The sequence below is a fragment of the Marinobacter sp. X15-166B genome, from assembly GCF_001752365.1.
In the GTDB taxonomy this organism is placed as follows: domain Bacteria; phylum Pseudomonadota; class Gammaproteobacteria; order Pseudomonadales; family Oleiphilaceae; genus Marinobacter.
Map to the genome: position 1 here is coordinate 695163 of NZ_MEIY01000001.1, position 26256 is coordinate 721418.

Genomic DNA, 26256 nt, shown 5'->3' on the forward strand with positions numbered 1-26256 from the left:
CATGCCCGAATTTATCGCCACGTGGCTCAATCAGAACGACATATTTAACGCCCTGACCGTGCTGCACTACTGGGACGGCCTGGTGACCACGGTGCAGCTGGTGTTCCTGTCGCTGCTGCTGGGGCTGGTGATGGCGCTGCCCCTGGCCATCCTCAGAACCTCCAAAAACTGGCTGATATCCGGCCCGGTGTGGCTCTATACCTACCTGTTTCGTGGCACCCCGCTGCTGATCCAGCTGTACATCATCTACTATGGGATTGCCCAGATTCACGGCATTCAGGACACCTTCTGGTGGCTGATCTTCCGCGAGCCCTTCTACCCGGCGTTGCTGGCGTTCACGCTGAATACCGCCGCCTATACCACCGAAATCATCCGGGGCTCGATTGTGGCCACCCCCGCCGGTGAAATTGAGGCCGCCAAGGCTTACGGGATGAGTTGGGCTTTGCGCCTGCGGCGCATTGTGTTGCCCAGTGCGGCCCGGCGTGCGGTGCAGGCCTACTCCAACGAGGTCATTTTCATGTTGCACGCCAGCGCGATTGCCAGCGTGGTCACCATCGTCGATCTGACCGGGGCGGCGCGCAACATCTACTCGCGGTTTTACGCCCCGTTCGAGGCGTTCATTGCGGTCGCCCTGTTGTACATGGCGCTGACCTTCTTGCTGGTATACGCGTTCCGGCGACTGGAAAGCCGCCTGCTCCGACACCAGCATCCGGCAGGCAGCTGAACCTGGGGGCGGTATGGGCGGGTCGGCACGCAAGGCGTTATTTGGCAGTCACCGTCACTGGTTAAGCCACACCCTGGCCCATGCCCAGCAGCCAGCCCCGCCTGGTCAGACAACCCTCAAGGATGGCACCCGTCTGCGGCTCGCGGCGACCGGGGTACTGGAAATAACGCCTCCGCAGCCCCACAGTACCGACCCGGCACTGATTGTTTCCGCCGGCATTCATGGCAATGAAACCGCCCCCATCGAGGTATTAAACGCCTTGGTGGACGAGCTGCTGCGGGGCGCGTGGCAAGCCCGGCGGGCCACCCTGTTACTGCTGGGCAACCCGCCAGCCATGGTCGCCGGCGAGCGTTTCATTGAGCACAACCTCAACCGTCTGTTTGCCGGTGCCCATCAGCGCGCACCCTTCGCGGGCAGCGCCGAAGCCCGCCGGGCGGAGGCTCTGGAAAGCGTGTGCCGGCGCTTTGCCAGCGGCCGCAGCACCCTCACCCATTACGATTTGCACACCGCCATCCGGCCTTCCGCGCGGGAGAAATTTGCCCTCTATCCATTTGTCGCCGGCCGGCAATTACCCGACCGGCAAAAAGCCTTCTTGCTGGAAGCCGGGGTCAACACTGTGCTGCTGCAGAACCGGGCCGGCACCACTTTCTCCTCGTTTACCTCATCCCATCTGGGGGCCGAAAGCCTGACCATCGAGCTCGGCAAAGTGCATCCCTTCGGCCAGAACGATCTGCGCCGGCTGGGCGGCATCTGGCAGGCCCTGCGGCGGCTGATCGGCGATCAGCCAGCACCGCCCCTTCCTCCCGGCCCGACTCTGACCGAGTTCGAGGTGATCCATGAAATCATTAACACCGGGCCCGGGTTCGTGCTGCACATTCCCGATGACGCCGCCAACTTCACCAGTTACCCGCCCGGCACCCTGATCTGGCAGGACGCAACTGAACGTTACCGGGTCGGCGAGCGCCCGGAGGCGATTGTGTTTCCCAACCGTCAGGTACCGGTCGGCCAGCGGGCGGGCCTGTTGGTGCGGGTCTGCCGATAACCGCCCGGTGGCTCAGGCGGGCGCGTTTGCGGTTGCGGCAACCGGGCCGGGAATCACTCTGGTGCAAACCGCTGGCACCACCAGCAGGGTGAGCACGGTGGACGCCAGCAGCCCGGAAATGATCGCCCAGGCCATGGGCGGCCACAAGGTGGACGACGAGAACGCCAGCGGCAGCAATCCCGCCACGGTGGTGGCGGTGGTCAGCAGGATGGGACGGGTGCGCTGCTCCACAGCGCTTCGCACCGCCGCGCGCACATCGTCGCCCCGGGCCAGTCGCCGGTCCATCACATCCAGCAACACAATGGCGTTGTTGACCACAATGCCCACCAGTGCGATCACCCCCAGCAAGGACTGGAACCCGAAGGGCGAGCCCGACAGCACCAGCCCGGGGAAAATCCCCACCGTCGCCAGCGGCACCGTCAGCAGAATGATGCCGACCCGGCGGAAAGAGTTGAACTGCAGGATCAGAAAGAACAACAGCAGCAAAATACCAATGGGCGCCGAGGTTAGCAGCGCCAGATTGGCGTCATCCGAGCCTTCGGAATCACCGCCAAACTCCAGCCGGCTGCCAGCGGGCAGCGGGCGTTCGGCCAGCGCGGCTTTGAGACCACCCAGCGCCTGGCTGAAACTGTAACCGGGCAACAAATTGGCGGTCACCGTGTGCACCCGGGCCCCATTGCGCAGGTAATGGGAGGCCGACTCCCAGCTGGTGCTCACCGAGGCAATCGCCGCCAGCGGCACCGACTGGCCCCGGGCGTCGTAGATGTTGGCGGACAGCAGCCGTGCCAGGGGCAGAGCGGTTCCCTCGGGGGAACGCAACACCAACGGAATCGGATCACTTTCCTGGCGGTACTGCTCCGCCACTACCCCAAAGCTGTGCCCGTAGAGGCTGCGGGCCACGTCGGCACGATCGATGCCGTAGCGCGCGGCACTGGCATCATCCACCATGATGCCGATACTGGGCACACCTATATCCAGATCGTGGCGCACGTCGACCGCTCCGGCAACCTGGCGCAGCTCCCGGTAGATGCGCGTGGTCACCTGCGCCCGGGTGGCGTCGTCCACGTGGAACACGCGCACCTCAACCGGCGCCGCCCGGGGCGGCCCCTGCCCCAGAATGCCCACCGTCAGTTCCAGTTCTGGCAAGGCCGTAGCCGCGTGGTGCCGGATCCAGTTGACCAGCCCCTCGGTGTGCGCCAGGGTCGGTGCCTCGATCACCAGCCGCCCCCGGTTGGGGGCCTGCGGCGAACTCATCAGGTTGTAATAAAAGCTGGGACCGGTGAAACCCACAAAACGATGAACCTGCAAGGCCTCTGGCCGGGTGCGTATCGCGCGCTCCAGCTCGGCGGCAACGGCGGCGGTGTGTTGCTGATCGGTGCCTTCGGGCAGGTGCAACTCCACCACCACCTGAGGCCGGTCGGCGTTGGGGAAAAACTGCTGTTTCATGAACGGTGTCATCCCCAGACTCAGGGCAACCAGCGCCGCCCCCAGAAGGATCAGGCGTCGCGGCCGGGTGACCACCAGCTCGCCCAGCACCCGCGCCAGACCGGCCACCGGATCACGCCGGCTTGCCCTGCCCGGGCGCAACAACCGCGCCGCCAGCAAGGGCACCACGGAGATGGCCAGCAGGTAACTGATCGACAGGGTCAGCATGATCATCACCGGCACGCCGCGGGTAAAATCTGCGGTGCTGCCCTTGGACAGCAGCAGAGGCGTAAAGGCCGCCAACGTGGTGCCGGTGGACGCCCCGAGGGGCCCCGCCAGTTCCCTGACCGCGTGGCTGAACGCGTCCAGCCGGCGCGTCCCGGCGTCCAGACGGGTCTGAATGTTTTCCACCATGACTATGGCGTTGTCGATCAGAATGCCCAGAGAAATAACCATGCCGATCACGGCGATCTGATGCAGCACCCCGCCCCCGAGGTCGTACAAACCCACGCTGATCAGCGCCACCATGGGCAGGATGGATGCCACCAACAGCCCCATGCGGACGCCCATCCCCGTGCAAACCACGGCGACGATGATCAGCACCGACAACACCAGGCTCCACGCCAGACTAGTCAGGCGCTGCTCGACCTGGTCGGGCTGGAAAAACATTTCCTGCAGCGTCAGCGGGGCAAATTCCGCCCGTACCTGCGCCAGCCGCGCCCTTACCTGCTGGCCGAAACGGATCGCATCGGTGGTATCTTCCGCCATCATCAGTGACAGCAATACCACCCGCTCGCCATCAAACCAGGCTTCCGGGCTGTGCGGCTCGACCGGCCCCCGCCAGACCTCGGCGGCGACTGCCAGCGGCACCTGTGAGCCATCGGGCAACTGCAGAGGCGTGGCACTGACGGCATCAATGTCGCTGAACTCACTGTTGGGCAGTATCGATAAGCGCCGGCCATTGATGACCACAAACCCCCCGGGCAGGGTCTGATTGCGGCGTGCAAGGGTGTCCAGCACCCCGGCCGGGGATATCCCGAGCCGAAAAAGCGCGGCATCGTCCAGCGCCAGGGTAATCTGCTCGTCACTGTCACCGGTAATTTCGATGCGCGACAGTCCCGGCACGTCCGCCAGCGCCCCCTTGAGGCGGTCAGCGGCTTTCGACAACTCGGTTATCGAGGGCGAACCGCCCACCGCCAGCACAATCGCCGGGGTGTCGATCAGCCGGTCGTCCAGTGACATGCCCCCGACCCCGGCGGGAAACTCCAGACGGGCCCGTTCCATAGCCTGACGCACCCGGTCCCAGGCGGGGTCGGTGGCGTAAATGGTGTCGTCCAGGCGCACCCGGATAATGGCAACCCCGGTACGGGCGATGGCGTTGGTGTACTCCACCTCTTCCACCTGACGCAATTCGTCCACCAGCGGCTTGACCAGCAAACGCTCGACCGCGTCGGCGCTGGTGCCCGGGTAGGCGACAGTAATCAAACCAACCCGCTGGGGAAACGAGGGATCTTCCTGGCGCGGCATGGTGGCGTAGGCGGCCAGACCCAGCAGACACAACATGGTCACCACCATGCCCAGCAGCCGCTGGGCACGCAACAGCCGGGCGGTCACCGCAGCACCTCCACCCGGTCGCCGGCCACCACGCGGGTCAGACCGGCGTAGATCACCTGATCACCGCCCTGCAGCGCCTCCGCTGCAACCACCACCCGCTCACCCAGCATCCGCTGCACGGTCACCGGCACCGACTCCACCAGCCCGTCTGTCACCCGCAGGACGGCGGTGCCTTCGGGCCGTTTCATCAACGCCAGCAAGGGCACCGTTTTGGCAGCAGCAATGCGCGGGGTGATACCGACTTCCACGGGGGTGCCCGAGGTTAACTGCTCCGCGGGTAACCGGATCAGCAACGGGTGCAATTCACCGCGCACCGAGCCGGCCTGGGCAATTTCCATCAAAGTGCCGGTGACCGCCGCCCGGGAACGGTCATGGACCGTCCATATCGGCAATTGTTGCCCCACACTGACGTGCCCGAGCAGATGCGCCGGCACCCGAATTTCAACCTCCCGCCCCGCCGGTGACGACAACCGCATCACCGGCTGGCCGGCACCGACAAACTCGCCGCGCTCCACCAGCAGGGCTTCGACCCGGCCGGCAAATGGCGCTATCAGGTAACTTTCCGCCAGCAGACGCTCGGCCTCACTCAGCGCGGCCCGGGCGGTGGCCACGCTTGCCTTCAGTGCATCGCGGCGGGCGGCAAGCTGCTCCAGAGTCTGTTCAGAGACCACCCCCCGTTCGCGCAGACGCCGTGACCGCTCCCACTCTCGCTGGGCTTGTTGCAACTGGGTTGCCAGTTCTTCCAGCCGGGCCCGGGCCGAATCTCTGGCGGGTTCCAGCCCGGGGTTGTACACCCGCCCCAGACGCTCGCCGGCTTGCACCAGCTGACCCAGTTCGACCTGACGCTCCTGCAGGGTCCCACTGACCTGAAAGGTGAGCGTGGCGCGCTGGCTGGCGCGGACGATGCCCGAAAACCGCAACGGCGGCGCGACCAGCTCTCCGGAATACACCAGGGCGGTGCGCACCACCGGCACCACCGTATGGGCGTCCGTTCCGGTGCTCACCGATCTACAACCGGCGATCAGCACCACGATTGCCAGCCCTGCCCACACCTGTCGATGAAAAATCGCCATGCCTCCCCCCTTGACCTCGTCCACCCGGTTATTCTGGCGCGACGACCGGATACCCCTTCCGACATGATGTCACTCTTTGACACTTTGTCAACGAAAAGCAAAGATCAACCGATTATGGTAAAACAGACCTTCTGACAGAACGGGTATAAGCACTATGACAGGATCACTGGCCGCACGGCGCGCGCAGGAAAAGCAGGCACGTTACAATGCGATTCTGGACGCCGCAGAAACCGTGTTTGCCGCCAAAGGCTACGAACGCACCTCCATGGATGACATTGCCCGCAGCTCCAACCTGAGCCGCGCGTTGTTGTACGTATATTTCAAAGACAAGGCGGCCATTCAGCAAGGCATCATCCTGCGGGCCGCTGAAGCGCTGTGGGCACGTTTTGAGGCGGCCAAACAATCCGCGCACTCCGGGCTTGATCAGCTCAGTGCCATAGGACGGGCGTACTACCAGTTTTATCGTGAACAGCCGGACTATTTTGCCGCCCTCACCACCGCGGCGGCCGAAGGCGATGGCGACGACCCGAAACACGCCGAGCAGCTGAAGTGTTCGGAATCACGGGTCATGGATACCCTGATCGCGGCCATTCGGGCAGGCCTGGACGACGGCACCCTGAATCGCGCGCGCATCCGCGATCCCCTGGAAACGGCGCTCTATCTGCGCGGTGCGCTGCATGGCGTGATTTTGCTGTGCCAGCGGGACGACAACCAGGCGCTGATTGAACACACCCTGGCCATGTTGATGTCGTCCATTGCCAGCACCTCACGCTGAGAGCGAGCCTCAGTGCTGAAAGTCGTAGATCGTCCCTAACCCGAGAATACCGGTCAGTTCGTCCAGTGCTTTGCAACTTTCTTCCAACAACAGCGGATCCGCCAGGTCGGCCTGACTGACCGAATCCCGGTAGTGGGCTTCCACCCACAGGGTGAGTCGCTCATACAGGGCGTCGGTCATCAACACCCCCCGGTGCATGGCCTGCAACTCGTCCTCGGTCAGCACCACCCGCAAGCGCAGACACGCCGGGCCACCGCCGTTGCGCATGGACTGCTTGACATCAAACACCTCCACGGCAGTAATGGGCCCTTCCCCGGCCACCAGGCGATCCAGATAGCGGCTCACGCTGGCAACCTCACGGCACTCTCCCGGCACCGCCAGCAACATGCCGTCGGCCGTATCCAGCAACTGGCTGTTGAACAAGTAGGAGGCCACCGCGTCCGCAAGTGGCACCTCCTGATCACTGACCCGCACCGGTTGCAAGGCCGCACCCTGCAACCGGCTCTCGACTTCGGCCAGCACCCGCTGCTCCTCCGCGAACGCCAGCTCGTGATAAAACAGCACCGGGCCATTGCCCACTGCAATGACATCGTTATGGAAGACACCGGCGTCGATGGCCCTGGGGTTCTGCTGGGCGAACACCGCACAGCCGTCTTTCAACCCGTGCAGCCGGGCAATGGCCTGGGACGCTTCCCGCGTCTGGCGCGCCGGAAACAGCGTTGGCCCGTAAAAATGATCATCGAACGCCACATCGCCGTAGACAAACAACTCGACTCCGGGCGCCCCATAGCTGGCGCACAGACGGGTATGGTTGGCGGCGCCTTCATCGCCGAACTGACTGACCGGAGGCAAGGGCGCGTGGTGGGCAAAATACGCGGCGTCGGAAAAAATCGACTTGAGCACCCGGGCGGTGATTTTCGGCTCGATGGAGCGATGAAACTTGGCGGCCAGGTTGGCCGGGGTGAAATGGACCCGATGGTCGCGGGTATCGGCACTCGGCGAGACGGTGGCGGCATTGGCGGTCCACATGCAGGAGGCGGACGCCACCGCCGCCAGCAACACCGGATCCTCCCGCGACACCCGCTGCAGGATAGCGGCGTCCGAACCGGCATAGCCCAGTGCGCGGAGCGTGGGCATGTGGGGGCGTTCGTGGGGCGGCAACACCCCCTGAACATAGCCGCGATCCGCCAGCGATTTCATTTTCGCCAAGCCCTGCAGGGCCGCCTGCTTCGGATTGGCGACCGCGTATTCGTTGGATTTTGACGCCACATTACCCCACGACAGCCCGGCGTAATTGTGGGTCGGGCCCACGAGGCCGTCAAAATTCACTTCCACGGCCCGTTTGCTCTGGGTGTTACTCATAACGCGCTCTCAGTCAATGTTCAGCCCGGGGGCGAGTGAATCCGGCACCTCACTGCGTGGGGCTTCCAGCGAAGCCATCGGCCAGGCGCAATAGTCGGCGGCATACCAGGCACTGGGCCGGTGGTTGCCGCTGGCACCCACACCGCCAAAAGGAGCGGCACTGCTGGCGCCGGTCAGTGGACGGTTCCAGTTGACAATGCCGGCGCGCACTTCATCCGCCAGACGCTCGTACAGTGCCCGGTCGTCTGTGAGTATGCCCGCCGACAACCCGTACCGGGTGTTCTTCGCCAGTTCGAGGGCGTCTTCAAAACTGCGGTAACGGTAAACCTTCAACAATGGCCCGAACAGTTCTTCATCTTCCGTGTCGATGTCCGTCACATCCACAATCCCCGCAGAGAGCAACCCCGTGCCCGGCTCCAGCCGGGTCATTCTTAATAAGGGGGTGGCGCCTTGATCCAGCAGGGCTTGCTGGGCCTCCATCAATCGCTCAGCGGCGGCCACCGACACCACCGCCCCCATAAACGGTTGGGGTTCCGCGTCGTAACGGCCGACGGTGAGCCGCCCGGCCACCTCCGCGAGGCGCTGCAAAAATTCGTCTCCCCGTTTGCCCTTGGGCACCAGCAGGCGCCGCGCACAGGTACACCGCTGCCCGGCGGACAAAAACGCCGACTGGATGGTGTGATGGACCGCACCATCCAGGTCCGCGGCACCCTGTACGATCAGCGGATTATTGCCGCCCATTTCCAACGCCAGGATTTTGCCGGGCTGCCCGCCGAATTGTTCGTGCAAGGTGTGGCCGACCCGGGAGCTGCCGGTAAAAAAGAGCCCATCAATTCCGGCGTGTGCCGCCAATGAGACGCCGGTGTCCTTGGCGCCCTGAACCAGATTGATGACCCCGTCGGGCAAGCCCGCGGCCTGCCACAACCGGAGGGTCAGTTCCGCCACCCCCGGCGCCAGCTCACTGGGCTTGAAAACCAGCGTGTTGCCCGCCAGCACAGCGGGCACTATGTGACCGTTGGGCAAATGTCCGGGAAAGTTGTAGGGCCCGAATACCGCAACCACCCCATGGGGCCGGTGCCGCAGCACAGCCTGCCCGCCGGCCACGTCGTGCTGATGATGGCCGGTGCGCGCCTCATAGGCGCGGATGGATATGTCCACCTTACCGATCATGGCAGCCACTTCGGTGCGCGACTCCCACAAGGGTTTGCCGGTTTCCCGGCCAATCTGATGGGCCAGCTCCTCCTGGTGCGCTTCCAGCTGCCTGGCGAAAGCTTCGACCAGCTCGCGACGCTCCTCCAGCGGCCGCCGCCGCCACTCGGGGAAGGCCTTGCGTGCCGCCCGTACCGCCGCATCCACGTCTTGCATACTGGCACCAACACCGTCCCACACGGTGTCTCCCGACACCGGATCCAAAGACTCCAGTGCCGGACCATGCCCCTCCAGCCAGAACCCGTCGATATAGAGTTCACCCAGCAATTTATACGTCTTTTCTACCATGGTTGTTACACCTCTGGACGACATTGAATTCAGCGGTCAGCGCGAGCCCGTTCCTTTAACCGCACCAAACGTACGGAGTCGCCGGACTCCACCCTGAGCTGATCGGCAATTTCCTGTGACAGACTGATGGTGTCCGGGCTGAGACACGCCGCCGGTACCGTGGTTACCCGGAATTCACCAAAGGACCGGTTCGCCACCATCACCCGGTCCTCGGGCGGGACATCCACATTCACTGGCCGGTGCCGGATCAATACGTGACGGTTCATGCTGTCCCGAACGGTGCGAATGTTGCGCACAAAGGCCTCAACCACCGGGCCGCCGTCAAACACATCCACCAGTCCGTTGAAGTTGAACCCCTCGGCCTGCAGCATGTTCAGGGCCGGCACCGTATTTTCGTGCACCTGTCCGATCACTGCGCGCGCGGCGGCCGGCAGCAGGGGGATGTAGATCGGGTATTTGGGCATCAGTTCGGCAATGAACGAAGTACCGCCCACCCCGGTCAGGTAATCCGCCTCACCGAATTCCATGTCAAAAAAACGGCTGCCCAAGGCATCCCACAAGGGGCTCCGACCCTGAGCATCGGACACCCCGCGCATTTCGGCAAACACTTTGTCAGAAAAGTAACTGCGGAAATCGTCCAGGTACATAAACCGGCAGCGGGACAGCAACAGGCCATTGCCCCCCTTGCGGTACGCGGCCGACAACAGCAATGAGCAGATTTCGGTGGTGGCGGTCATATCGTTGGTGAGGTGCAGGGTGGGTGTCTGCACATGCACCCCCAGCTCTTTGGAGGCATTGACCATGTTGCTGAGGCGGTAGTTGTAAAATACCTCGTCCAGCCCCACCCGGGCCTGGATGCCACTGACCCCCACGCAGCGCCCCTGCTCGGTGTCGTCCAGTGCAAACAGATACAGCCCCGCTTCCGGCGCACAGTCCTGTTCAAACGTGGCCCGGGTCTGTTGGATCTTGCGTTCCAGCAACTCCCGGTCGGCCGGCAGGGAGGTCAGTCCCTTGCCCGCCTCGGCGGCCATCTGGTAGAGATCGTCAAGATCGGTCATTTGCAGCGGTCGGATTACCAGCATGGGGCACCTCCTGAAACCGTCACCCGCGGGCCTGGGCAGCTCCTCATAGCGGCGTCACCCAGGCGTCCGCCCCGGACTGGCAGCCCAGCACATTCAGGGCCGCCAGGGGTGCCTGTATGGCGTCGTCCAGGGTATCGACCACCTTGGCCAGGGTGCAACGGAATGCCGCCCCGGTGCCGGTTGCCAGCAGACACAGGTCGCCATCCTCGCGCTCGCTGGCCCGCAGCGCTTTGCGGTGACTGGTGATCACCGATTTCAGTGCATTGGTGCGAGCCTCCAGCACCGGGCCGCCATCAAACACATCTATGTATTCGCCGCACTGAAACCCTTCCCGCTGCAGCAGCTCAAACGACGGCCGGGCACGATCATGGGGCACGCCCAGAGCCTGTTGGGCGTCTTCCGTCAGCAGGGTGACGTAGATCGGGTTGGGGGGCATCAACTCGGCAATGAAGGTTTTGCTCAACGCCCCCGAATGACCATCGGCGGTATCAAAGTCCATGTTGAAAAAGTGCCGCCCCAGACTGTCCCAGAAAGGCACCGCCCCCGAATCGTGCTTTACCCCGGCCAGCTCCACCACCGTTTCATCGGTAAACCAGGAGCGATGGCTGGCAATGAACAGCAACCGTGCCCGGGACAGCAGTTCAAAGGCGTCGGTCCCAACCAGATCGGGGTCAATCAGAAAGGCGCACAGCAGGGTGAGCCCGGTGAGGGAGTGGGACGGATACAGCACCTGTACCCGTCGCGATATGCCCAGCGCGTGGGAGGCGTGGATCAGGGAATCCTGGCGGTAATTATAGAAAGGCTGGCCATTGCCGGCGCGACCGTCAATGCCGGCCACGCCCCGTATGGCGCCGGTGTCGCTGGCTTGCAGGACAAACAGCAGGCGCTGGCCGGCGTCGGGATTGACCGCGCCGGACAATGCCTGCACTGACTGCGCTATTTTTTCACTGACGCCCTCGGCCGTAGCGGGGAGCGTGGACGATACCGGGTTGGCCTGCGCCAGTTGCAGCAGCCCCAAAATACCGTCCAGATCATCATGCGTTGCCGGTCGTACTAACCACATCGGATACTCTCCTCTGAGGGTGTCCCAGCACTAATTGTTTATTAACTATACAACTTTTTTAACCGCTTGCTCAAAACGCAGCAACGCTTCATCGATATCCGCTTCCGGAATGATCAGTGACGGCGCCAGGCGCACCACGTCCGCACCGGCCATCAACACCATGACTCCCTCATCGAGCCCGGCGTCGAGAAACTCCCGCGCTTTACCCTGCCACTGTTCGGTCAGAACGCAGCCCAACAGCAATCCGGTACCGCGCACCTCACTGAACACCCCGTAGCGCTGGCCAATCTCCATCATACCGTTGCGCAGACGCTCCGAGCGGGCGGCCACCCCCTTCATCACTTCCCGCTGGCTGACAGTGTCGATCACTTTCTGGGCCACCGCGCAGGCCAGCGGGTTGCCACCGTAGGTGCTGCCGTGGGTGCCCACCGGCAGGCTTTCGGCGATGGCCGCGGTGGTCAGCATGGCCGCGACCGGAAAGCCGCCGCCCAGGGATTTCGCGCTGGTGAGGATATCGGGGGTCACCCCATAGTGCTCGTAAGCGTACAGCTTGCCGGTACGTCCGGCGCCGGTCTGTACCTCGTCGAACACCAACAAGGCATTGTGCTGGTCGCACAGCTCCCGCAGGCCCTGCAGAAACTCCGGGGTCGCGGGTATCACCCCGCTCTCGCCCTGAATCGGCTCGACCACCACCGCACAGGTTTTCTCTGTGGAGATCAGCTGGCGCACGGATTCCAGATTGTTGAACTCGGCGTGCACAATACCAGCCGGTGCCGGCTCGAACCCTTCCAGGTATTTGGCCTGGCCGCCGACGCTGACGGTAAACAGGGTACGGCCGTGGAAGGAGCCGTTGAACGAGAGGATTTCATGTTTGTCCGGGCCGAAGTGTGTCCAGGCGTAGCGGCGCGCCAGCTTGAACGCGGCTTCGTTGGCCTCGCCCCCCGAGTTGGCAAAAAACACCCGCTCGGCAAAGGTCAGTTCACACAGGCTGCGCGCCAGCCGCAGCGCCGGCTCGTTGGTCATGACGTTGGATAAATGCCACAGCTTCTGCGCCTGTTCCGTCAGCGCCCCCACCAGACCCGGGTGGGCATGGCCCAGCGAGGTGACCGCGATGCCTCCGGCCAGATCAACGTATTCGCGATCCTGCTGATCCCAGAATCGTGAACCCTGGCCACGCACGGGGATCACCGCGCCCGGCGCGTAGTTGGGTACCATGACGTTATCGAAAAGTTCACGATTTACTGGCTCTATGTTCATGGGGCTCTCTCAACACTTGCGATGAATGACGGACCTCCCGCAATCGTACCTTACTACTGCATCCCGGGGGCATAATTAGATGTCCGCCAGTATGCAATTACCACCCGGGAATGTCACAGCCCAAAAAGCGCGGTTTACCCACCGCCCGGCTTCCGTTATTAGACTTTGGTCTAACCATATAGCTGGATGATTTGTAATGTAACTCCTTACAATCTAAGCTGATCCCGTTAAAAAAATAACAAGAAGATAAAACCGCTAAAACATACAACCAAAAAATATAAGTATCGTGGAGACGACAATAATGCGAGCAAACAAGCTTTCTCTGGCTATCCGTGCAACTGCGGCCGTTGCTGTATTCGGTGTAGCCGGTCAGGTCCAGGCATTCAGTTTCAGCGCCGGTGATGTAGACGCCGATCTGTATGGGTATGCGCGGCTGAACATGAGCTATGACATGGATTCGAATGTCGCGGACGCAACTCAGTCCGGTGGTTTTCCAGACGCCAGCGACAATATTGACGGTCACTTTGGCGCATCAGCCAATCAAAGCCGGCTGGGCGTAAGGGCCAAACACGCCTCAGGTGTTACCGCACAGATCGAAGGTGACTTTTACGGTGGCTCCTTGCGCATACGGCACGCTTACGGCTCGTACAAGGGTGTGATCGCCGGTCAGACCTGGTCGAACTACTCCAGCTTCGTCGGCAGCACCCCAACTCTGGACTTCAGCGGTCTGGCCGGTAACGCCGGTTTCCAGTCGCGCACCGCCCAGTTGCGTTACACAACGGGTGCCCTGTCGTTCTCCATTGAAGATCCTAAAACGACCTCCATTAAGCATCCCACAACTGGAGATGAGCTAAAAAGAGACAGCAGCCCGGCACTGACCGCCCGCCTTGAAGACAAAGCCGGCGGCCTGTCCTACGCTGTAGGCGCAATGGTGAAACAAAACACCGCCGACGATGGCAACGACGACGATTCCAAGACGGCTTTCGCCGTGTTCGGCGCCGCCAAAGTGGCACTGTCCGACATGATCAGCATTCAGGGTGCGATCAACTACACCGACGGTGCTAACGGCTACCTGTATCGCTCCGGTGCCAAAGATGACGCCGAGTTCGTTAACGGTAGCCTGGATAACATTTCCGGCATGGGCGGCCTGATCGGCACCTCCATCAGTCTCGGCAATGGCCGCAGCGTGAACATCGGTTACGGCACCACCATCGTCGAGTACGAAGCTGGCGACCTGACCAACCAGAACGCGTTTGTTAACTACATGTGGACGCCTGTCCAAAACGTGATGATGGGCGTTGAATACGGCTACTACGACACGGAAGACGACCGTGTCAGCACGAGCGCAGACGCCAACCGCATCATGTTCGCAGCGCAGTACAACTTCTAAGTTCTCCTGCCAGGTTAACTCAACACTAAACCCAGCTTCGGCTGGGTTTTTTGCGTTCAGCATCCGCCCCGCGACCGGCCCTCCCAGTGCCGCGGGTCATGCAAGGCACAATGGCAGTTCGGCATGTTACGCCAGTCCGTTAGCGTAACTGTCTGACAAACTGGACAAACCTTCGCCCATAGCCAAATGATACAATTAGACATTAGTCTAACTGGCACCCTGTTTTTTTGTAATGCCATCGGCGAGCAACTAAGCTGAGTTCGGTTAAAAACAACAAACAGGTGCGGAGACAACAACCATGCAACCGAACAATCTGACAATGGCGATTCGCGCTACCGCAGGCGTTCTGGCCGTGGGCCTGGCCTCGCAAGCGGGGGCCTTTGAACTCAACACCCAGGGCATCGACGCTGAGCTGTACGGTTATGCACGCTTCAATGCTTCTTATGACATCAACGCCGACATCGCGAACTCGACGCGTTCGGGCTCCTTCAGCGCCCTCAATTCAGCCAATCAGGACATTGAAGGCCACTTTGGCGCCGACGCTTTTCAGACACGCTTCGGTGTACGGGCGGGCAATGCGGACGGGGTAAAATTCAACATCGAAGGCGACTTCCGCGGTGGCGGCGGTGGCACCCTGCGCCTGCGTCACGGTTACGGCAGCTACAAGGGTGTGCTGATGGGGCAAACCTGGTCCAACTTCAACAGCTTTGTGGGCAACACCTCGGTGCTTGATTTTGATGGACTCGCCGGCTCGGCCGGTTTTCAGGGCCGGAAAGCACAGGTTCGTTATACGACGGGAGCGCTGTCCTTCTCCGCAGAAGACATGGCACCTGGCGGTATCATCGGGGGCACAACCCGTGAAGCCCTGCCCGCCTTTACCGCTCGTATAGAGGACTCATCCGGCGGCATGTCCTATTCCGCCGCCCTGCTGGCGCACCAGGTCACCTCCGATAACGGCAGCAACGACGACAGCGCCATTGGCTATGCGGCCTTCGTGGCCGGTAAAATGGCCGTGACCAGCGCGCTCTCCATCCAGGGTGCGCTCAACTACAGCGACGGCGCCAACGCGTACCTGTACCGCTCCGGTGAAAACTTCGGCGCCGAAGACGGCTACATGAACGGCACCAGCCTGGAAACCATCGCCGGATATGGCGGCACCATTGGCATGGGGCTGGACCTCGGTAATGGCCGCAGCGTTAATATCGGTTACGGCATTGTGACCGTGGACTGGGATGACGCGGAAAAAGATCTGGGTGCGGCCGCCGTTGCCGGCAAGAGCGAGACCAACCAGAACGCCATGATCAACTACATGTGGACTCCGGTGCAGAACGTGATGATGGGCGTGGAATACGCCTATTTCGATCGTGAAAACCAGAGCGGCAAGAGCAACGACGCCAACCGCATCATGCTCGCGGGCCAGTACAACTTTTAACTATTGTTGGCCAGCCAATAAAAAAGGGCCAGGTCAACAACCTGGCCCTTTTTCACTTCTCAGTGACGGGTCACAGCAACAGCGTGCGGATATCCCCCAACAACTCACCCAGCAGATTGGTGAACCGGGCACCGTCGGCGCCGTTCACAGCCCGATGGTCGTAGGACAGTGACAGAGGCAGCATCAGCCTCGGCTGGAAGCTGGCCCCGTCCCACACCGGCTGCATCTGCGCCCTGGACACGCCCAGGATGGCCACTTCGGGGGTGTTGACGATGGGCGTAAACGCCTTGCCGCCGATTCCGCCCAGGCTGGTGATGGTAAAGCACGCGCCCTGCATCTCCGCCGGCTTCAGCTGCTTGTCGCGGGCCTTTTGCGCCAGCTCGGCTGCTTCCGCGGCCAATTCCCACAGGCCTTTTTTGTCCACGTCGCGGATCACCGGTACCAGCAAGCCCGCCGGCGTGTCCACCGCAATACCAATATGGATGTACTGCTTGCGGACAATTTCCTTGCGCTCCAGATCCAGCGACACGTTGAACTGGGGCAGTTCCTGCAGCACCCGGGCACAGGCTTTCAGCAGGAACGGCAACGGCGTCATTTTAATGCCCTTCTGCTCTCCCGCCTTCTTCTGGCTCTTGCGGAAGTTTTCCAGTTCGGTGATGTCGGCGTCGTCGAACTGGGTGACGTGGGGCACGTTCAGCCAGCTGCGCTGCATGTTGTTGGCGGTGGCCACCTGCATGCGGCTCATGGCTTCCCGGCTCACTTCGCCAAACTGGCTGAAGTCCGGCAGCTTGACCCCGGGGATGCCACTGCCGGTGGCCACCACGGAACCTTTTTGGGCCTGATTCAGCTGCTGCTTGATGTACTGTTCAACGTCTTCCTTCAAGATGCGGTTTTTCGGTCCGGACGGCTTGACCCGGGTCAGGTCGGCACCCAGCTCCCGGGCAATTTTTCGCACCGCAGGACCGGCGTGCACCTTGGTGCCTGCAGCCGCCACTTCAGCCTCGGTTTTAACCGCCGTGGGTGCGGCAGGCGCGGGGCTCGAGGGTTGCTCCGGGGCCGACTCCACCTGTGCCGGCTGCTCAGCGGCGGGCGCAGGTTCACTGTCGGCCGGCGCGTCATCACCCCCGTCACTTCCCTCGCCCGCCACGGTCATTTCCACCAGGGCGTCGCCTTCTGACAGGGTGCCGCCTTCGGCCACCAGCACCTTGTCCACGGTCCCGGCAAAGGGCGAAGGGATTTCCATGGTGGCTTTGTCCGACTCCACGGTAACCAGCGGATCGTCCACTTCGATCACATCACCTGCGCTGACGTTGATCTCGATCACCGGCACGTCGGTCATGCCATCCAGGGACGGTACCTTGACCGTTTCCTGACGGGCCCCGGCCGTCTTGGGAGCGCTCTCTGCAGCCGCGGCCTGTGATTCTTGCGGCGCGGCTTCGGCCGGCTGCTCGTCCGCAGGTGGTTCTGCTGCCGCCGGTGCCTGCTCAGTGTCGGCCGACGAAGCGTCGCTGCCACCGTTCACCTCCATGAGCCCCACCACGTCGCCCTCTTTCACCTTGTCACCGATGTTCACCGTGATTTTAGTGATTTTACCCGCATGGGGAGACGGCAATTCAACGGACGCTTTATCCGTCTCCAGGGTCAGAATGGAGTCTTCCATCTCCACGGTATCGCCGGCACTGACGACGATTTCAATAACCTCGACCTCGTCTGCACCGCCGAGATCGGGAACTGTAATTTCCTGTTCACTCATTGCGGTCTCCTCAGCACAGCGCGGGGTTGGTTTTGTTGCGATCAATGCCGTATTTACGCATCGCTTCGAGAACAACGTCCTCTTTGATTTCGCCGTCACGTACCAGCCCGGTCAAGGCCGTGACGGTGACGTGGTAACGATCCACCTCAAAGTGGCTGCGCAGTGTTTCGCGGGTATCACTGCGCCCATACCCGTCGGTGCCCAGGGTCAGATAGGTGCCGGGCACGAAGGCACGGACCTGCTCTGAATAAAGCTTCATGTAGTCGGTGGCCGAAATCACCGGGCCTTTCTGACCGTCGAGACAGCGGGTGATGTACGCCTGACGGGGTTTGTCGTCCGGGTGCAAGCGGTTCCAGCGCTCCACGTGCAGGCCGTCACGGCCGAGCTCGCTGAAGCTGGTGACACTCCACACATCACTGGCGATACCGAAATCATCTTTCAGCATCTGAGCCGCGGCACGAACCTCGTTGAGAATGGCACCGGAGCCCAGCAACTGGACCCGATGTGCTTTTTTCTTGCCCTTGGCTTCCACCGATTCCAGCAAATACATGCCCTGAATGATGCCGTCCTCGACCCCTTCCGGCATCGCCGGCTGCTCGTAGTTTTCGTTCATCATGGTCAGGTAGTAGAACAGGTTTTTGTTCTCCTCGAACATCTCCTTCATACCATGATGGATCACCACCGCCATTTCATAACCGTAGGCGGGGTCGTAGGCTTTACAGTTCGGTATGGTCTGCGCCAGCAGATGGCTGTGACCGTCCTGATGCTGCAACCCCTCGCCGTTCAGGGTGGTCCGTCCGGCGGTGCCGCCGATCAGGAAGCCACGGGCCTGGATATCCCCCGCCGCCCACGCCAGATCGCCGACCCGCTGGAACCCGAACATGGAGTAGTAGGCGTAAAACGGAATCAGCGGAAAGCCGTTGTTGCTGTAAGAGGTGGCACACGCCATCCAGGCCGCCATGGCACCGGCTTCGTTAATGCCTTCCTGCAGGATCTGGCCTTTTTTATCTTCCTTGTAGTACATGATCTGTTCCCGGTCCTGGGGCACGTACTTCTGACCTTCGGCGGTGTAGATCCCCAACTGCCGGAACATGCCTTCCATACCAAAGGTACGGGCTTCATCGGGAACAATCGGCACGACCCGTTTGCCCACGCGCTTGTCTCTCACCAGTGCAGAGAGAATGCGCACAAACGCCATGGTGGTGGAAATTTCACGCCCACCGGAGCCTTCCAGCACGTTCTTGAAGATATCGAGATCGGGAATCTTCAGGGGCTGGCTGTCTTTGCGGCGCTTCGGCAGAAACCCACCCAGATCCTGACGGCGCTTGCGCATGTAGACCATTTCCGGACTGTCCGGAGCGGGCCGGTAATAGGGCACGTTTTCCAGCTCGTCGTCCTTGATGGGCACCGCAAAACGATCCCGGAAGCCCTTCAGGGTCTCCAGATCCAGTTTTTTCAGCGAGTGGGTGGTGTTCTGGCCTTCACCCGCTTCGCCAAACCCATAGCCTTTAATGGTGTGCGCCAGGATAACGGTGGGCTTGCCATTGTTGCTGTTGACCGCACGATGGTAGGCCGCATACACCTTGTAGGGATCGTGACCACCCCGGTTCAGGTTGTTGATGTCTTCATCGGTCAGATCTTCTGCCAGCTTGGCCAGCTCGGGGTTCTTGCCGAAGAAGTGCTTACGGGTATACACCGGACCGTTACTGGTGTAATTCTGAATTTCGCCATCGACCAGCTCGTCCATGGTGTGCTGCATCACGCCATCGACGTCCTTATCGAACAGGGGATCCCACATGCGCCCCCAGACCACCTTGATGACGTTCCAGCCGGCACCGCGGAAGATGCCTTCCAGTTCCTGGATAATTTTGCCGTTACCACGCACCGGCCCATCCAGCCGCTGCAGGTTGCAGTTCACCACGAACACCAGATTATCCAGCTTCTCACGGCCGGCCTTGGAGATGCACCCCAGGGTTTCCGGCTCGTCGCACTCACCGTCGCCGATAAAGCACCAGACCTTGCGGTCTTCCATATCGATCAGCTCGCGGCTGTGGAGGTACTTCATCACGTGGGCCTGGTAGATCGCCTGAATCGGCCCCAACCCCATGGATACGGTGGGGAACTGCCAGTAGTCGGGCAGCAGCCAGGGGTGTGGGTAGGAGGGCAGACCGTTGCCATCGACCTCTTCACGGAACTTGTCCAGCTGCTCTTCACTGAAACGGCCCTCGAGGAACGAACGCGCGTAAATTCCGGGGGATGAATGCCCCTGGAAATAAACCAGATCCGATTCGCGTTGGTCGCCGCCACCGTGGAAAAAGTAGTTAAAACCCACATCGTACAGGGTTGCGGAAGAGGCAAAGGTAGAAATGTGGCCGCCCAGATCGCCAGGGCGTCGATTGGCCCGCAGCACCATGGCCAGCGCATTCCAGCGAATCAGCGAGCGAATGCGCCGCTCCATGAACAAATCACCCGGCATGCGGGCTTCCTGATTGACTGGAATGGTATTACGGAACGGTGTGGTGATGCTGTAGGGCAGCTCGGTGCCGTCCCGGCTGGCGCGTTCGGAAAGACGCTCCAGAATAAACTTGGCCCGATCGACACCTTCGTGCTCGATCAAGGATTCTAACGCATCCAGCCATTCGCTGGTTTCTGTGGGATCATCGTCCTGGTACATCAAATCCTCCCGTTGGCATTTCGCACATAAGCCCACCACGGCGGGCTGCTGTGGCAGTCGCCACCTTGAACTGGGGCGTTGAAATTATTGTGTGTTTACAGCATAGCCCAGCACCCCCGGGATGCCCGGCCTGCAGCGGCACTCCCCAAAAACTGCACACCGCCGAACCGTGAATGTTGTGCTTTTTACTACAAAAAAACGAAAAAAACCGAAATTTAACCGCGAAAACTGACAATAACACTAAAGCACCGCAAATAATGACGTTTTTTTACCAAACCCTCAAGAGCGCTCAGACCAATGTATTAGTTTTGTCCGCCGACCCGCCGGAAAACCAAAGACCTCAAAACAATTTGCCAATAAAAAATCACTGACAGTGGCCTTTTTTCGCCGAAAACACGCCAGATTCCGCGAACAGGGCGCCACGACCGAAAATGTTCATTAGTACTGAAAACTTCCGCATACTGCTGTATACTTCGCGCTCACTTTGCAGATCTTTCGAGCGGTTTTTAACTACCCTCCTTTTTCTTTTCCGTATAGCCACATTCACAATTACAAGAGGACGATCCATGAACTCCATCGTCACATTTCCGAACCGCATCCCGGCGGCCGAGTTCGAAGAAAGGCGCTTCACCGTGTACACCGACCGTCAGTTCGACAAAATCGACGTCATCCAGCAACTGCCCGCCGAAACGCTGTTTGAAATGAAGGTGGTGGCCAGCGTGCTGCCCTTCCGGGTCAATGAATACGTCATCAACGAACTGATCAACTGGGACCGGGTACCCAACGACCCCATCTATCAGCTGGTGTTTCCGCAAAAGGGCATGCTCAAAGACGAGCACTTTGACCGCATGGCCGCCCTGCACCGGGAAGGCGCTGACCGCAAGGCCATTCAGGCGCTCGCCAAAGATATCCGCGACGAGCTGAACCCCCACCCCGCCGGCCAGATGGACATGAACATGCCCACGCTGGGCGGCGAAGTGCTGGACGGCATCCAGCACAAATACCGCGAAACCGTGCTGTTTTTCCCGGCCCAGGGGCAGACCTGTCACTCCTACTGCACCTTCTGCTTCCGCTGGGCGCAATTTGTCGGTGACAAAGACCTGAAGATGTCCAGCACCGAAGCCGACAAGCTGCACGGCTACCTGCAGGAACACAAAGAGGTGACCGATCTGCTGGTGACCGGCGGCGACCCGATGGTGATGAAAACCCGCAGTCTGGCGCAATACCTGGAACCGCTGCTGGCACCGGAGTTTGATCACATCCAGACCATCCGCATCGGCACCAAGGCCCTGACCTTCTGGCCCTATCGCTTTGTCACCGACAAAGACGCGGATGAGCTGATCGAGCTGTTCGCCCGCCTGGTGGATGCGGGCAAGCACCTGGCCATCATGGCCCACTACAACCACTGGCAGGAAATCAGCACCGACATCGCCGAAGAAGCCATCCGCCGCATCCGCGCCACCGGAGCCGAAATCCGCGCCCAGGGCCCACTGATCAAGCACGTCAACGACAACGCCGACGACTGGGCCAAACTGTGGAACAAGGAAGTGCAGCTGGGCATCATCCCCTACTACATGTTTGTAGAACGGGACACCGGCGCCAAGGCCTACTTTGAAGTACCCCTGGCCCAAGCGTTCCACATCTACCGCGAGGCCATGAAAAAAGTCAGCGGTCTGGCCCGCACCGCCCGCGGCCCGAGTATGAGCGCCGGTCCCGGCAAAGTGGAGATTCAGGGCATCACCGAAATCCACGGCGAGAAGGTGTTCGTACTGCGCTTCCTGCAAGGCCGCAACCCGGACTGGGTGCAGCGCCCGTTCTTCGCCAAATACAGCGAAACCGCTACCTGGCTGCCCGATCTGAAGCCGGCGTTTGGCGAAGAGAAGTTCTTTTTTGAAGACGAGTATGACGCGATGCGGAAAGGCAACGGCTGAGGCCGGACGGGTCTGGGGGGCTGACGCCAGTCTGCCCCCCTCAAGAGCACCATCAATGCATTAACGTGTACAGCTTGCGCCGGTAGGTGCGCACATCGGGGTTGGCGCTGCCCAGCTTGTCGAACAATTCGATCAAGGTGGTTTTGGCCACCTCGTTCTTGTACTTGCTGTCCGCCTGCATCAAGCGGATCAACAGATCCATGGCTTGCGCGTTGTTCTCCTGCAGCACATGGTGCAGGGCCAGCTGGTGCAGGGCGTCGGCGTCGTCAGGGCTGGCGGCCAGGGTGGCTTCCAGCTCGCTGACCGGTGCCAGTTCGGCAGACTGCTTCAGAAACTTGATACGCGCCGCCAGCTGCTTGGCCTGGTGCTGCAGCTTGTCTTCCGGGGGCAGGCTGTCGTACACCTGCTCGGCGGTCTCCAGATCGCCCTGCTCGGCTTTCAGCTGCGCCAGATCAATCAACACTTTTATGTTGTCCGGGTCGGCCTGATTCAGCTCGGCCAGGATCGTCTGGGCACCATCCAGATCCCCCTCCTGCCAACGTTTGTGCGCGGTTTCGTAGGGGTCTTCAACAGGCGCCTCCACGTGTTTGTCCAACACCGCCCGGACTTCACCTTCCGGCAGGGCACCGTTGAAGCCATCCACTGCCTGACCGTCTTTCACCAGTATCACCGTGGGCAGACTGCGCACCCCCAGACTGGCGGTCAGCTGTTGCTGTTCGTCCGCATTTACCTTGGCGAGCAGAAACTGCCCCTTGTATTCGCGCGCCAGCTTTTCAAGGATCGGCAGCAACTGCTTGCAAGGCGCGCACCAGTCGGCCCAGACGTCGACCAGAACCGGTGTCCGGGACGACGCATCCATAACCGATTCCTGAAAATTTTCTGCCGTCGCGTCGAATATATAGGGGGAGTCGCTCATGGTACATTCCTAGTGAGATAGCTGATTGATTCACAGACTTGTGCATTACTTTGATAGTGAAGGCAAGTTACGAAATTTCAAGCCTGCCCGATGGTTATATCCGCCGCAAGTGAACACGATTATTGCCTTTGTCCTTGAATTACCGACTTTCGCCGCCAGATATATAGCCATGTATGCGCTTCTGCATGAGTGATGCGCCCAATCCATTACTGATGGAAGTTGAGAGGGTATGACTGACGAGAACCGTAACACTAACGATGACGATATTACGGAATACATTGGTAAAGGCGAAAACAGCAAAAGCCTGATTTTGCCGCAACAGGCATTGCCCCGCCGGATGTACATCCTGCCGGTGTCCAATCGCCCTTTTTTCCCCGCCCAGGTGCAACCGGTCATGGTGAATGAAGACCCGTGGCAGGAGACCCTTAAACGGGTCGGCGAAACCGATCACCGGGTGCTGGGGATCTGTTTCAGCGAAGACCTCGGCCCTGACCAGCGCATTCCCTCCAGCGACCAGCTGGAAACCATCGGCTGTGCGGTTCGGGTACACCATGCACAGCAGGAGAGCGGCAAAATCCAGTTTGTCGCCCAGGGCCTGCAACGCATCAAGATTGTGCAGTGGCTGCGGCGCAAACCACCCTATCTGGTCGAGGTGGAATACCCCGACGCCCCGGAAGAAGACGCCGATGAGCTGAAGGCTTACACCCTGGCCATCATCAGTGCCATTAAAGAACTGCTGCGCACCAACCCGCTGTACGGCGAAGAGGTGAAACAGTACCTGTCGCGGTTCGGTCCGGAGGACAGTTCGCCGCTGACCGACTTCGGTGCCTCCATGACCAGCGCCCCCGGGACGGAGTTGCAGGATATTCTCGACACCGTGCCCCTGCTGCGGCGGATGGAGAAGGTACTGCTGTTGCTGCGCAAAGAGCAGGAAGTGGCCCGTTTGCAGACCGAAATCAGCGATGAGGTTAACGACAAGGTGCAGAAGCACCAGCGTGATTTCTTCCTGCGGGAACAACTGAAGGTGATTCAACGGGAACTCGGTATCGCCAAAGACGACAAAACCGCGGACGTTGAGCGCTTCGAGGCGCGTATGGCCGACCTGGACCCACCCGCCCATGTGGTTGAGCGGTTTGACGAAGAAGTCCAAAAGCTGCAGATGCTGGAACAGGGCTCCCCGGAGTACGGAGTGACCCGTAACTACCTGGACTGGCTGACTCTGGTGCCCTGGGGCCGGCACTCCGAAGATCATTTTAACCTGCAAGAAGCCCGCCGCATCCTCGACAAGGACCACGACGGCCTGGATGAAGTGAAGGACCGGATGATCGAGTTCCTGGCAGAAGGCAGCTTTAAGGGTGAAGTATCGGGTTCCATCCTGCTGCTGGTCGGCCCGCCAGGGGTGGGTAAAACCTCCATCGGCCATTCCATTGCAGAGGCGTTAGGGCGTGAATTTTATCGTTTCAGCGTCGGCGGCATGCGGGACGAAGCCGAGATTAAAGGCCACCGTCGCACCTATATCGGGGCCATGCCGGGCAAATTTGTGCAGGCCCTGAAAGACGCCAAGGTTTCGAACCCGGTGATCATGCTGGATGAGATCGACAAGATTGGCTCCTCCTTCCAGGGCGACCCGGCCTCGGCCCTGCTGGAAACCCTCGACCCCGAACAAAACCGGGAGTTTCTGGACCATTACCTGGATGTGCGCATGGACCTGTCCAATGTGCTGTTCATCTGTACCGCCAACCAGCTGGACACCATTCCGCGGCCATTACTCGACCGCATGGATGTGGTGCGCCTGTCGGGTTACATCGCCGAAGAAAAACTGGCCATTGCCAAGCACCACTTGCTGCCACGCCTGTTGAAACGCAGCAAGCTGCTGAAAAAGCAACTAAACATCAGCGACGCCGCGCTGCGACACATTATTGACGGCTACGCCCGGGAAGCCGGGGTGCGGAATCTGGAGAAGCTGCTGCACCGGATTGTGCGCAAGGGAATCGTCAAGCTGCTGGAAGCACCCGAGGTACCGGTACGGGTCGGCGTGGCGGATGTGGTGGAGTACCTGGGGCAGCCCTCGTTCCGCAAAGAACACGCCCTCAAAGGGGTGGGCGTAGTCACCGGTCTGGCCTGGACCGCCATGGGCGGCGCCACGTTGAGTGTGGAAGCCTCGCGCATTCATACCAATCAGCGTGGCTTCAAACTCACCGGCCAGCTGGGCGAAGTCATGCGGGAGTCGGCCGAGATTGCCTACAGCTATGTGTCTTCCAACCTGAAGCGCTACAAAGGCGACCCGGCCTTCTTCGACAAGTCGTTTGTGCACATTCATGTGCCGGAAGGCGCCACCCCCAAAGACGGCCCCAGTGCCGGCGTGACCATGGCCACGGCCCTGCTGTCCATTGCCCGGCAGGAAGCGCCGCACACCGAGGTGGCCATGACGGGTGAGCTGACCCTGACCGGGCAGGTGCTGGCCGTGGGAGGGATTCGCGAGAAAGTGATTGCTGCCCGCCGGCAGAAAATAATGACGCTGATTCTGCCCGACGCCAACCGGGGGGATTACGATGAGTTGCCGGACTACCTGAAAAAAGGGCTGACGGTGCACTTTGCCAAGCATTATGGCGACGTGTATCAGGTGTGTTTCGTCAACAAAACCCCAAAGCGCCCCAGTGTGCACTGAGCATCAGCACGGCGGTTGCGCGGCCCCGGTTTCCACCCGGGCGCCGCGCACGGCGAGTCATTTGTCCTGTGCTTTCCAATCATCTTCCTGCAACACCGAGCCCACCTCCAGCACCGGGGAGGCATCGATATCGTCGGCGTCCATCATGTGAGCCACCCGCTGCAAAGACGCAACTATCATGCTTTGCTCCCACTCCTCAAGGGCCTGGAACTTCTTGGTAAACTCTTCCTGCAGGGGTTGCGGAGCCCGCGCCAGAATTTTTTCGCCTTCTTCGGTGAGGTGGGCGTGCACCTTGCGCCGGTCCCGGGTACTGCGCACCCGATAGACCAGGTTGCGTAATTCCAGGCGGTCCAGAATCGTGGTCACGGTCGCCTGACTCAAGCTGACTTTATTGGCGATGGTGCCGATGGTCACCTCCCCCAGATCCCGGATCGACCGCATGATCAGCAACTGGGGTCCCGTCAGGCCTACGTGCTTACTCAGGCGCTTGGAATGAAGGTCCGTGGCCCGGATGACACGCCGTAAGGACACAAGTACCAATTCGTAATTATTCAATAGACCACTCCGGCATATGCTCT

Annotated in this window: 18 protein-coding genes; 7 read left to right on the forward strand and 11 right to left on the reverse strand. The window is 60.9% G+C overall.

The window, feature by feature from the left end; translation table 11 throughout:
• Position 1: 1 nt before the first annotated feature.
• Together BG841_RS03335 and astE are read left to right on the forward strand one after the other, a co-directional pair.
• Positions 2 to 724, forward strand: a complete 723-nt coding sequence (locus tag BG841_RS03335) for an ABC transporter permease (RefSeq protein WP_070056358.1) — start codon at positions 2 to 4, stop codon at positions 722 to 724.
• Positions 725 to 737: 13 nt separating this feature from the next.
• Entirely contained in the window at positions 738 to 1766 is a 1029-nt protein-coding gene (astE, locus tag BG841_RS03340; RefSeq protein ID WP_070056359.1) for a succinylglutamate desuccinylase, read from the forward strand.
• 12 nt (positions 1767 to 1778) lie between these two features.
• On the opposite strand, the gene BG841_RS03345 is transcribed toward astE, so the two are convergent.
• Complete coding sequence (locus tag BG841_RS03345) at positions 1779 to 4805, reverse strand: efflux RND transporter permease subunit (RefSeq protein ID WP_070056360.1); 3027 nt, start codon at positions 4803 to 4805, stop codon at positions 1779 to 1781.
• Positions 4802 to 5878, reverse strand: a complete 1077-nt coding sequence (locus tag BG841_RS03350; protein WP_070056361.1) for an efflux RND transporter periplasmic adaptor subunit — start codon at positions 5876 to 5878, stop codon at positions 4802 to 4804. Before BG841_RS03350 ends, BG841_RS03345 begins: the two co-directional genes overlap by 4 nt.
• 154 nt (positions 5879 to 6032) lie before the next feature.
• On the opposite strand from BG841_RS03350, the gene BG841_RS03355 reads away from it, so the two are divergent.
• A complete protein-coding gene (locus BG841_RS03355) occupies positions 6033 to 6653 on the forward strand; it encodes a TetR/AcrR family transcriptional regulator (protein WP_070056362.1) in 621 nt (206 codons plus the stop codon).
• A gap of 9 nt (positions 6654 to 6662) precedes the next feature.
• On the opposite strand, the gene astB is transcribed toward BG841_RS03355, so the two are convergent.
• Genes astB through BG841_RS03380 form a run of 5 tightly spaced genes read right to left on the reverse strand, consistent with a single transcriptional unit; the run spans position 6663 to position 12914 of the window.
• Entirely contained in the window at positions 6663 to 8015 is a 1353-nt protein-coding gene (gene astB / locus BG841_RS03360; protein ID WP_070056363.1) for an N-succinylarginine dihydrolase, read from the reverse strand.
• 9 nt (positions 8016 to 8024) lie between these two features.
• A complete protein-coding gene (gene astD / locus BG841_RS03365; RefSeq protein ID WP_070056364.1) occupies positions 8025 to 9512 on the reverse strand; it encodes a succinylglutamate-semialdehyde dehydrogenase in 1488 nt (495 codons plus the stop codon).
• Between the two features lie 29 nt (positions 9513 to 9541).
• Positions 9542 to 10594, reverse strand: coding sequence for an arginine N-succinyltransferase (gene astA, locus BG841_RS03370; protein WP_070056365.1), 1053 nt, complete (start codon positions 10592 to 10594; stop codon positions 9542 to 9544).
• A 43-nt stretch (positions 10595 to 10637) separates the two neighbouring features.
• Positions 10638 to 11657: an arginine N-succinyltransferase gene (locus BG841_RS03375; RefSeq protein WP_070056366.1), complete on the reverse strand. Its 1020-nt coding sequence runs from the start codon at positions 11655 to 11657 to the stop codon at positions 10638 to 10640.
• Between the two features lie 45 nt (positions 11658 to 11702).
• Entirely contained in the window at positions 11703 to 12914 is a 1212-nt protein-coding gene (locus tag BG841_RS03380; RefSeq protein WP_070056367.1) for an aspartate aminotransferase family protein, read from the reverse strand.
• 301 nt (positions 12915 to 13215) lie between these two features.
• Between BG841_RS03380 and BG841_RS03385 the strand changes: the two genes are divergently transcribed.
• Both BG841_RS03385 and BG841_RS03390 read left to right on the forward strand, forming a co-directional pair.
• Entirely contained in the window at positions 13216 to 14304 is a 1089-nt protein-coding gene (locus BG841_RS03385; RefSeq protein ID WP_070056368.1) for a DcaP family trimeric outer membrane transporter, read from the forward strand.
• Between the two features lie 298 nt (positions 14305 to 14602).
• The gene (locus tag BG841_RS03390; protein WP_070056369.1) at positions 14603 to 15736 is read left to right on the forward strand and encodes a DcaP family trimeric outer membrane transporter; all 1134 of its coding nucleotides are present in this window, start codon (positions 14603 to 14605) and stop codon (positions 15734 to 15736) included.
• A gap of 70 nt (positions 15737 to 15806) precedes the next feature.
• Here the strand turns inward: BG841_RS03390 and aceF are convergent, their stop codons facing one another.
• Together aceF and aceE are read right to left on the reverse strand one after the other, a co-directional pair.
• Complete coding sequence (gene aceF / locus BG841_RS03395; RefSeq protein WP_070056370.1) at positions 15807 to 17489, reverse strand: dihydrolipoyllysine-residue acetyltransferase; 1683 nt, start codon at positions 17487 to 17489, stop codon at positions 15807 to 15809.
• A 10-nt stretch (positions 17490 to 17499) separates the two neighbouring features.
• On the reverse strand, positions 17500 to 20163 hold the full coding sequence (gene aceE / locus BG841_RS03400) for a pyruvate dehydrogenase (acetyl-transferring), homodimeric type (protein ID WP_070056371.1): 2664 nt from the start codon (positions 20161 to 20163) through the stop codon (positions 17500 to 17502).
• A 566-nt stretch (positions 20164 to 20729) separates the two neighbouring features.
• Here aceE and BG841_RS03405 point away from each other — a divergent pair.
• A complete protein-coding gene (locus BG841_RS03405) occupies positions 20730 to 22094 on the forward strand; it encodes a KamA family radical SAM protein (protein WP_070056372.1) in 1365 nt (454 codons plus the stop codon).
• 52 nt (positions 22095 to 22146) lie between these two features.
• Here BG841_RS03405 and trxA read toward each other — a convergent pair whose 3' ends face one another.
• A complete protein-coding gene (trxA, locus tag BG841_RS03410) occupies positions 22147 to 23010 on the reverse strand; it encodes a thioredoxin (protein WP_070056373.1) in 864 nt (287 codons plus the stop codon).
• A gap of 229 nt (positions 23011 to 23239) precedes the next feature.
• Between trxA and lon the strand changes: the two genes are divergently transcribed.
• Positions 23240 to 25678, forward strand: coding sequence for an endopeptidase La (gene lon, locus BG841_RS03415; protein WP_070056374.1), 2439 nt, complete (start codon positions 23240 to 23242; stop codon positions 25676 to 25678).
• 57 nt (positions 25679 to 25735) lie between these two features.
• On the opposite strand, the gene BG841_RS03420 is transcribed toward lon, so the two are convergent.
• Positions 25736 to 26233 (reverse strand): MarR family winged helix-turn-helix transcriptional regulator, encoded by a 498-nt coding sequence (locus BG841_RS03420; protein WP_070056375.1) that lies wholly within the window; start codon positions 26231 to 26233, stop codon positions 25736 to 25738.
• Positions 26234 to 26256: the final 23 nt, after the last annotated feature.

Bases quoted from the DNA above. Each gene is read 5' to 3' on its own strand.
- astA (WP_070056365.1), bottom strand. From the start codon at position 10,594: ATGCTGGTAATCCGACCGCTGCAAATGACCGATCTTGACGATCTCTAC.
- astE (WP_070056359.1), top strand. From the start codon at position 738: ATGGGCGGGTCGGCACGCAAGGCGTTATTTGGCAGTCACCGTCACTGG.
- BG841_RS03350 (WP_070056361.1), bottom strand. From the start codon at position 5,878: ATGGCGATTTTTCATCGACAGGTGTGGGCAGGGCTGGCAATCGTGGTG.
- BG841_RS03380 (WP_070056367.1), bottom strand. From the start codon at position 12,914: ATGAACATAGAGCCAGTAAATCGTGAACTTTTCGATAACGTCATGGTA.
- BG841_RS03390 (WP_070056369.1), top strand. From the start codon at position 14,603: ATGCAACCGAACAATCTGACAATGGCGATTCGCGCTACCGCAGGCGTT.
- BG841_RS03385 (WP_070056368.1), top strand. From the start codon at position 13,216: ATGCGAGCAAACAAGCTTTCTCTGGCTATCCGTGCAACTGCGGCCGTT.
- astD (WP_070056364.1), bottom strand. From the start codon at position 9,512: ATGGTAGAAAAGACGTATAAATTGCTGGGTGAACTCTATATCGACGGG.
- lon (WP_070056374.1), top strand. From the start codon at position 23,240: ATGACTGACGAGAACCGTAACACTAACGATGACGATATTACGGAATAC.
- aceF (WP_070056370.1), bottom strand. From the start codon at position 17,489: ATGAGTGAACAGGAAATTACAGTTCCCGATCTCGGCGGTGCAGACGAG.
- astB (WP_070056363.1), bottom strand. From the start codon at position 8,015: ATGAGTAACACCCAGAGCAAACGGGCCGTGGAAGTGAATTTTGACGGC.
- BG841_RS03405 (WP_070056372.1), top strand. From the start codon at position 20,730: ATGAACTCCATCGTCACATTTCCGAACCGCATCCCGGCGGCCGAGTTC.
- trxA (WP_070056373.1), bottom strand. From the start codon at position 23,010: ATGAGCGACTCCCCCTATATATTCGACGCGACGGCAGAAAATTTTCAG.
- BG841_RS03375 (WP_070056366.1), bottom strand. From the start codon at position 11,657: ATGTGGTTAGTACGACCGGCAACGCATGATGATCTGGACGGTATTTTG.
- BG841_RS03335 (WP_070056358.1), top strand. From the start codon at position 2: ATGCCCGAATTTATCGCCACGTGGCTCAATCAGAACGACATATTTAAC.
- aceE (WP_070056371.1), bottom strand. From the start codon at position 20,163: ATGTACCAGGACGATGATCCCACAGAAACCAGCGAATGGCTGGATGCG.
- BG841_RS03355 (WP_070056362.1), top strand. From the start codon at position 6,033: ATGACAGGATCACTGGCCGCACGGCGCGCGCAGGAAAAGCAGGCACGT.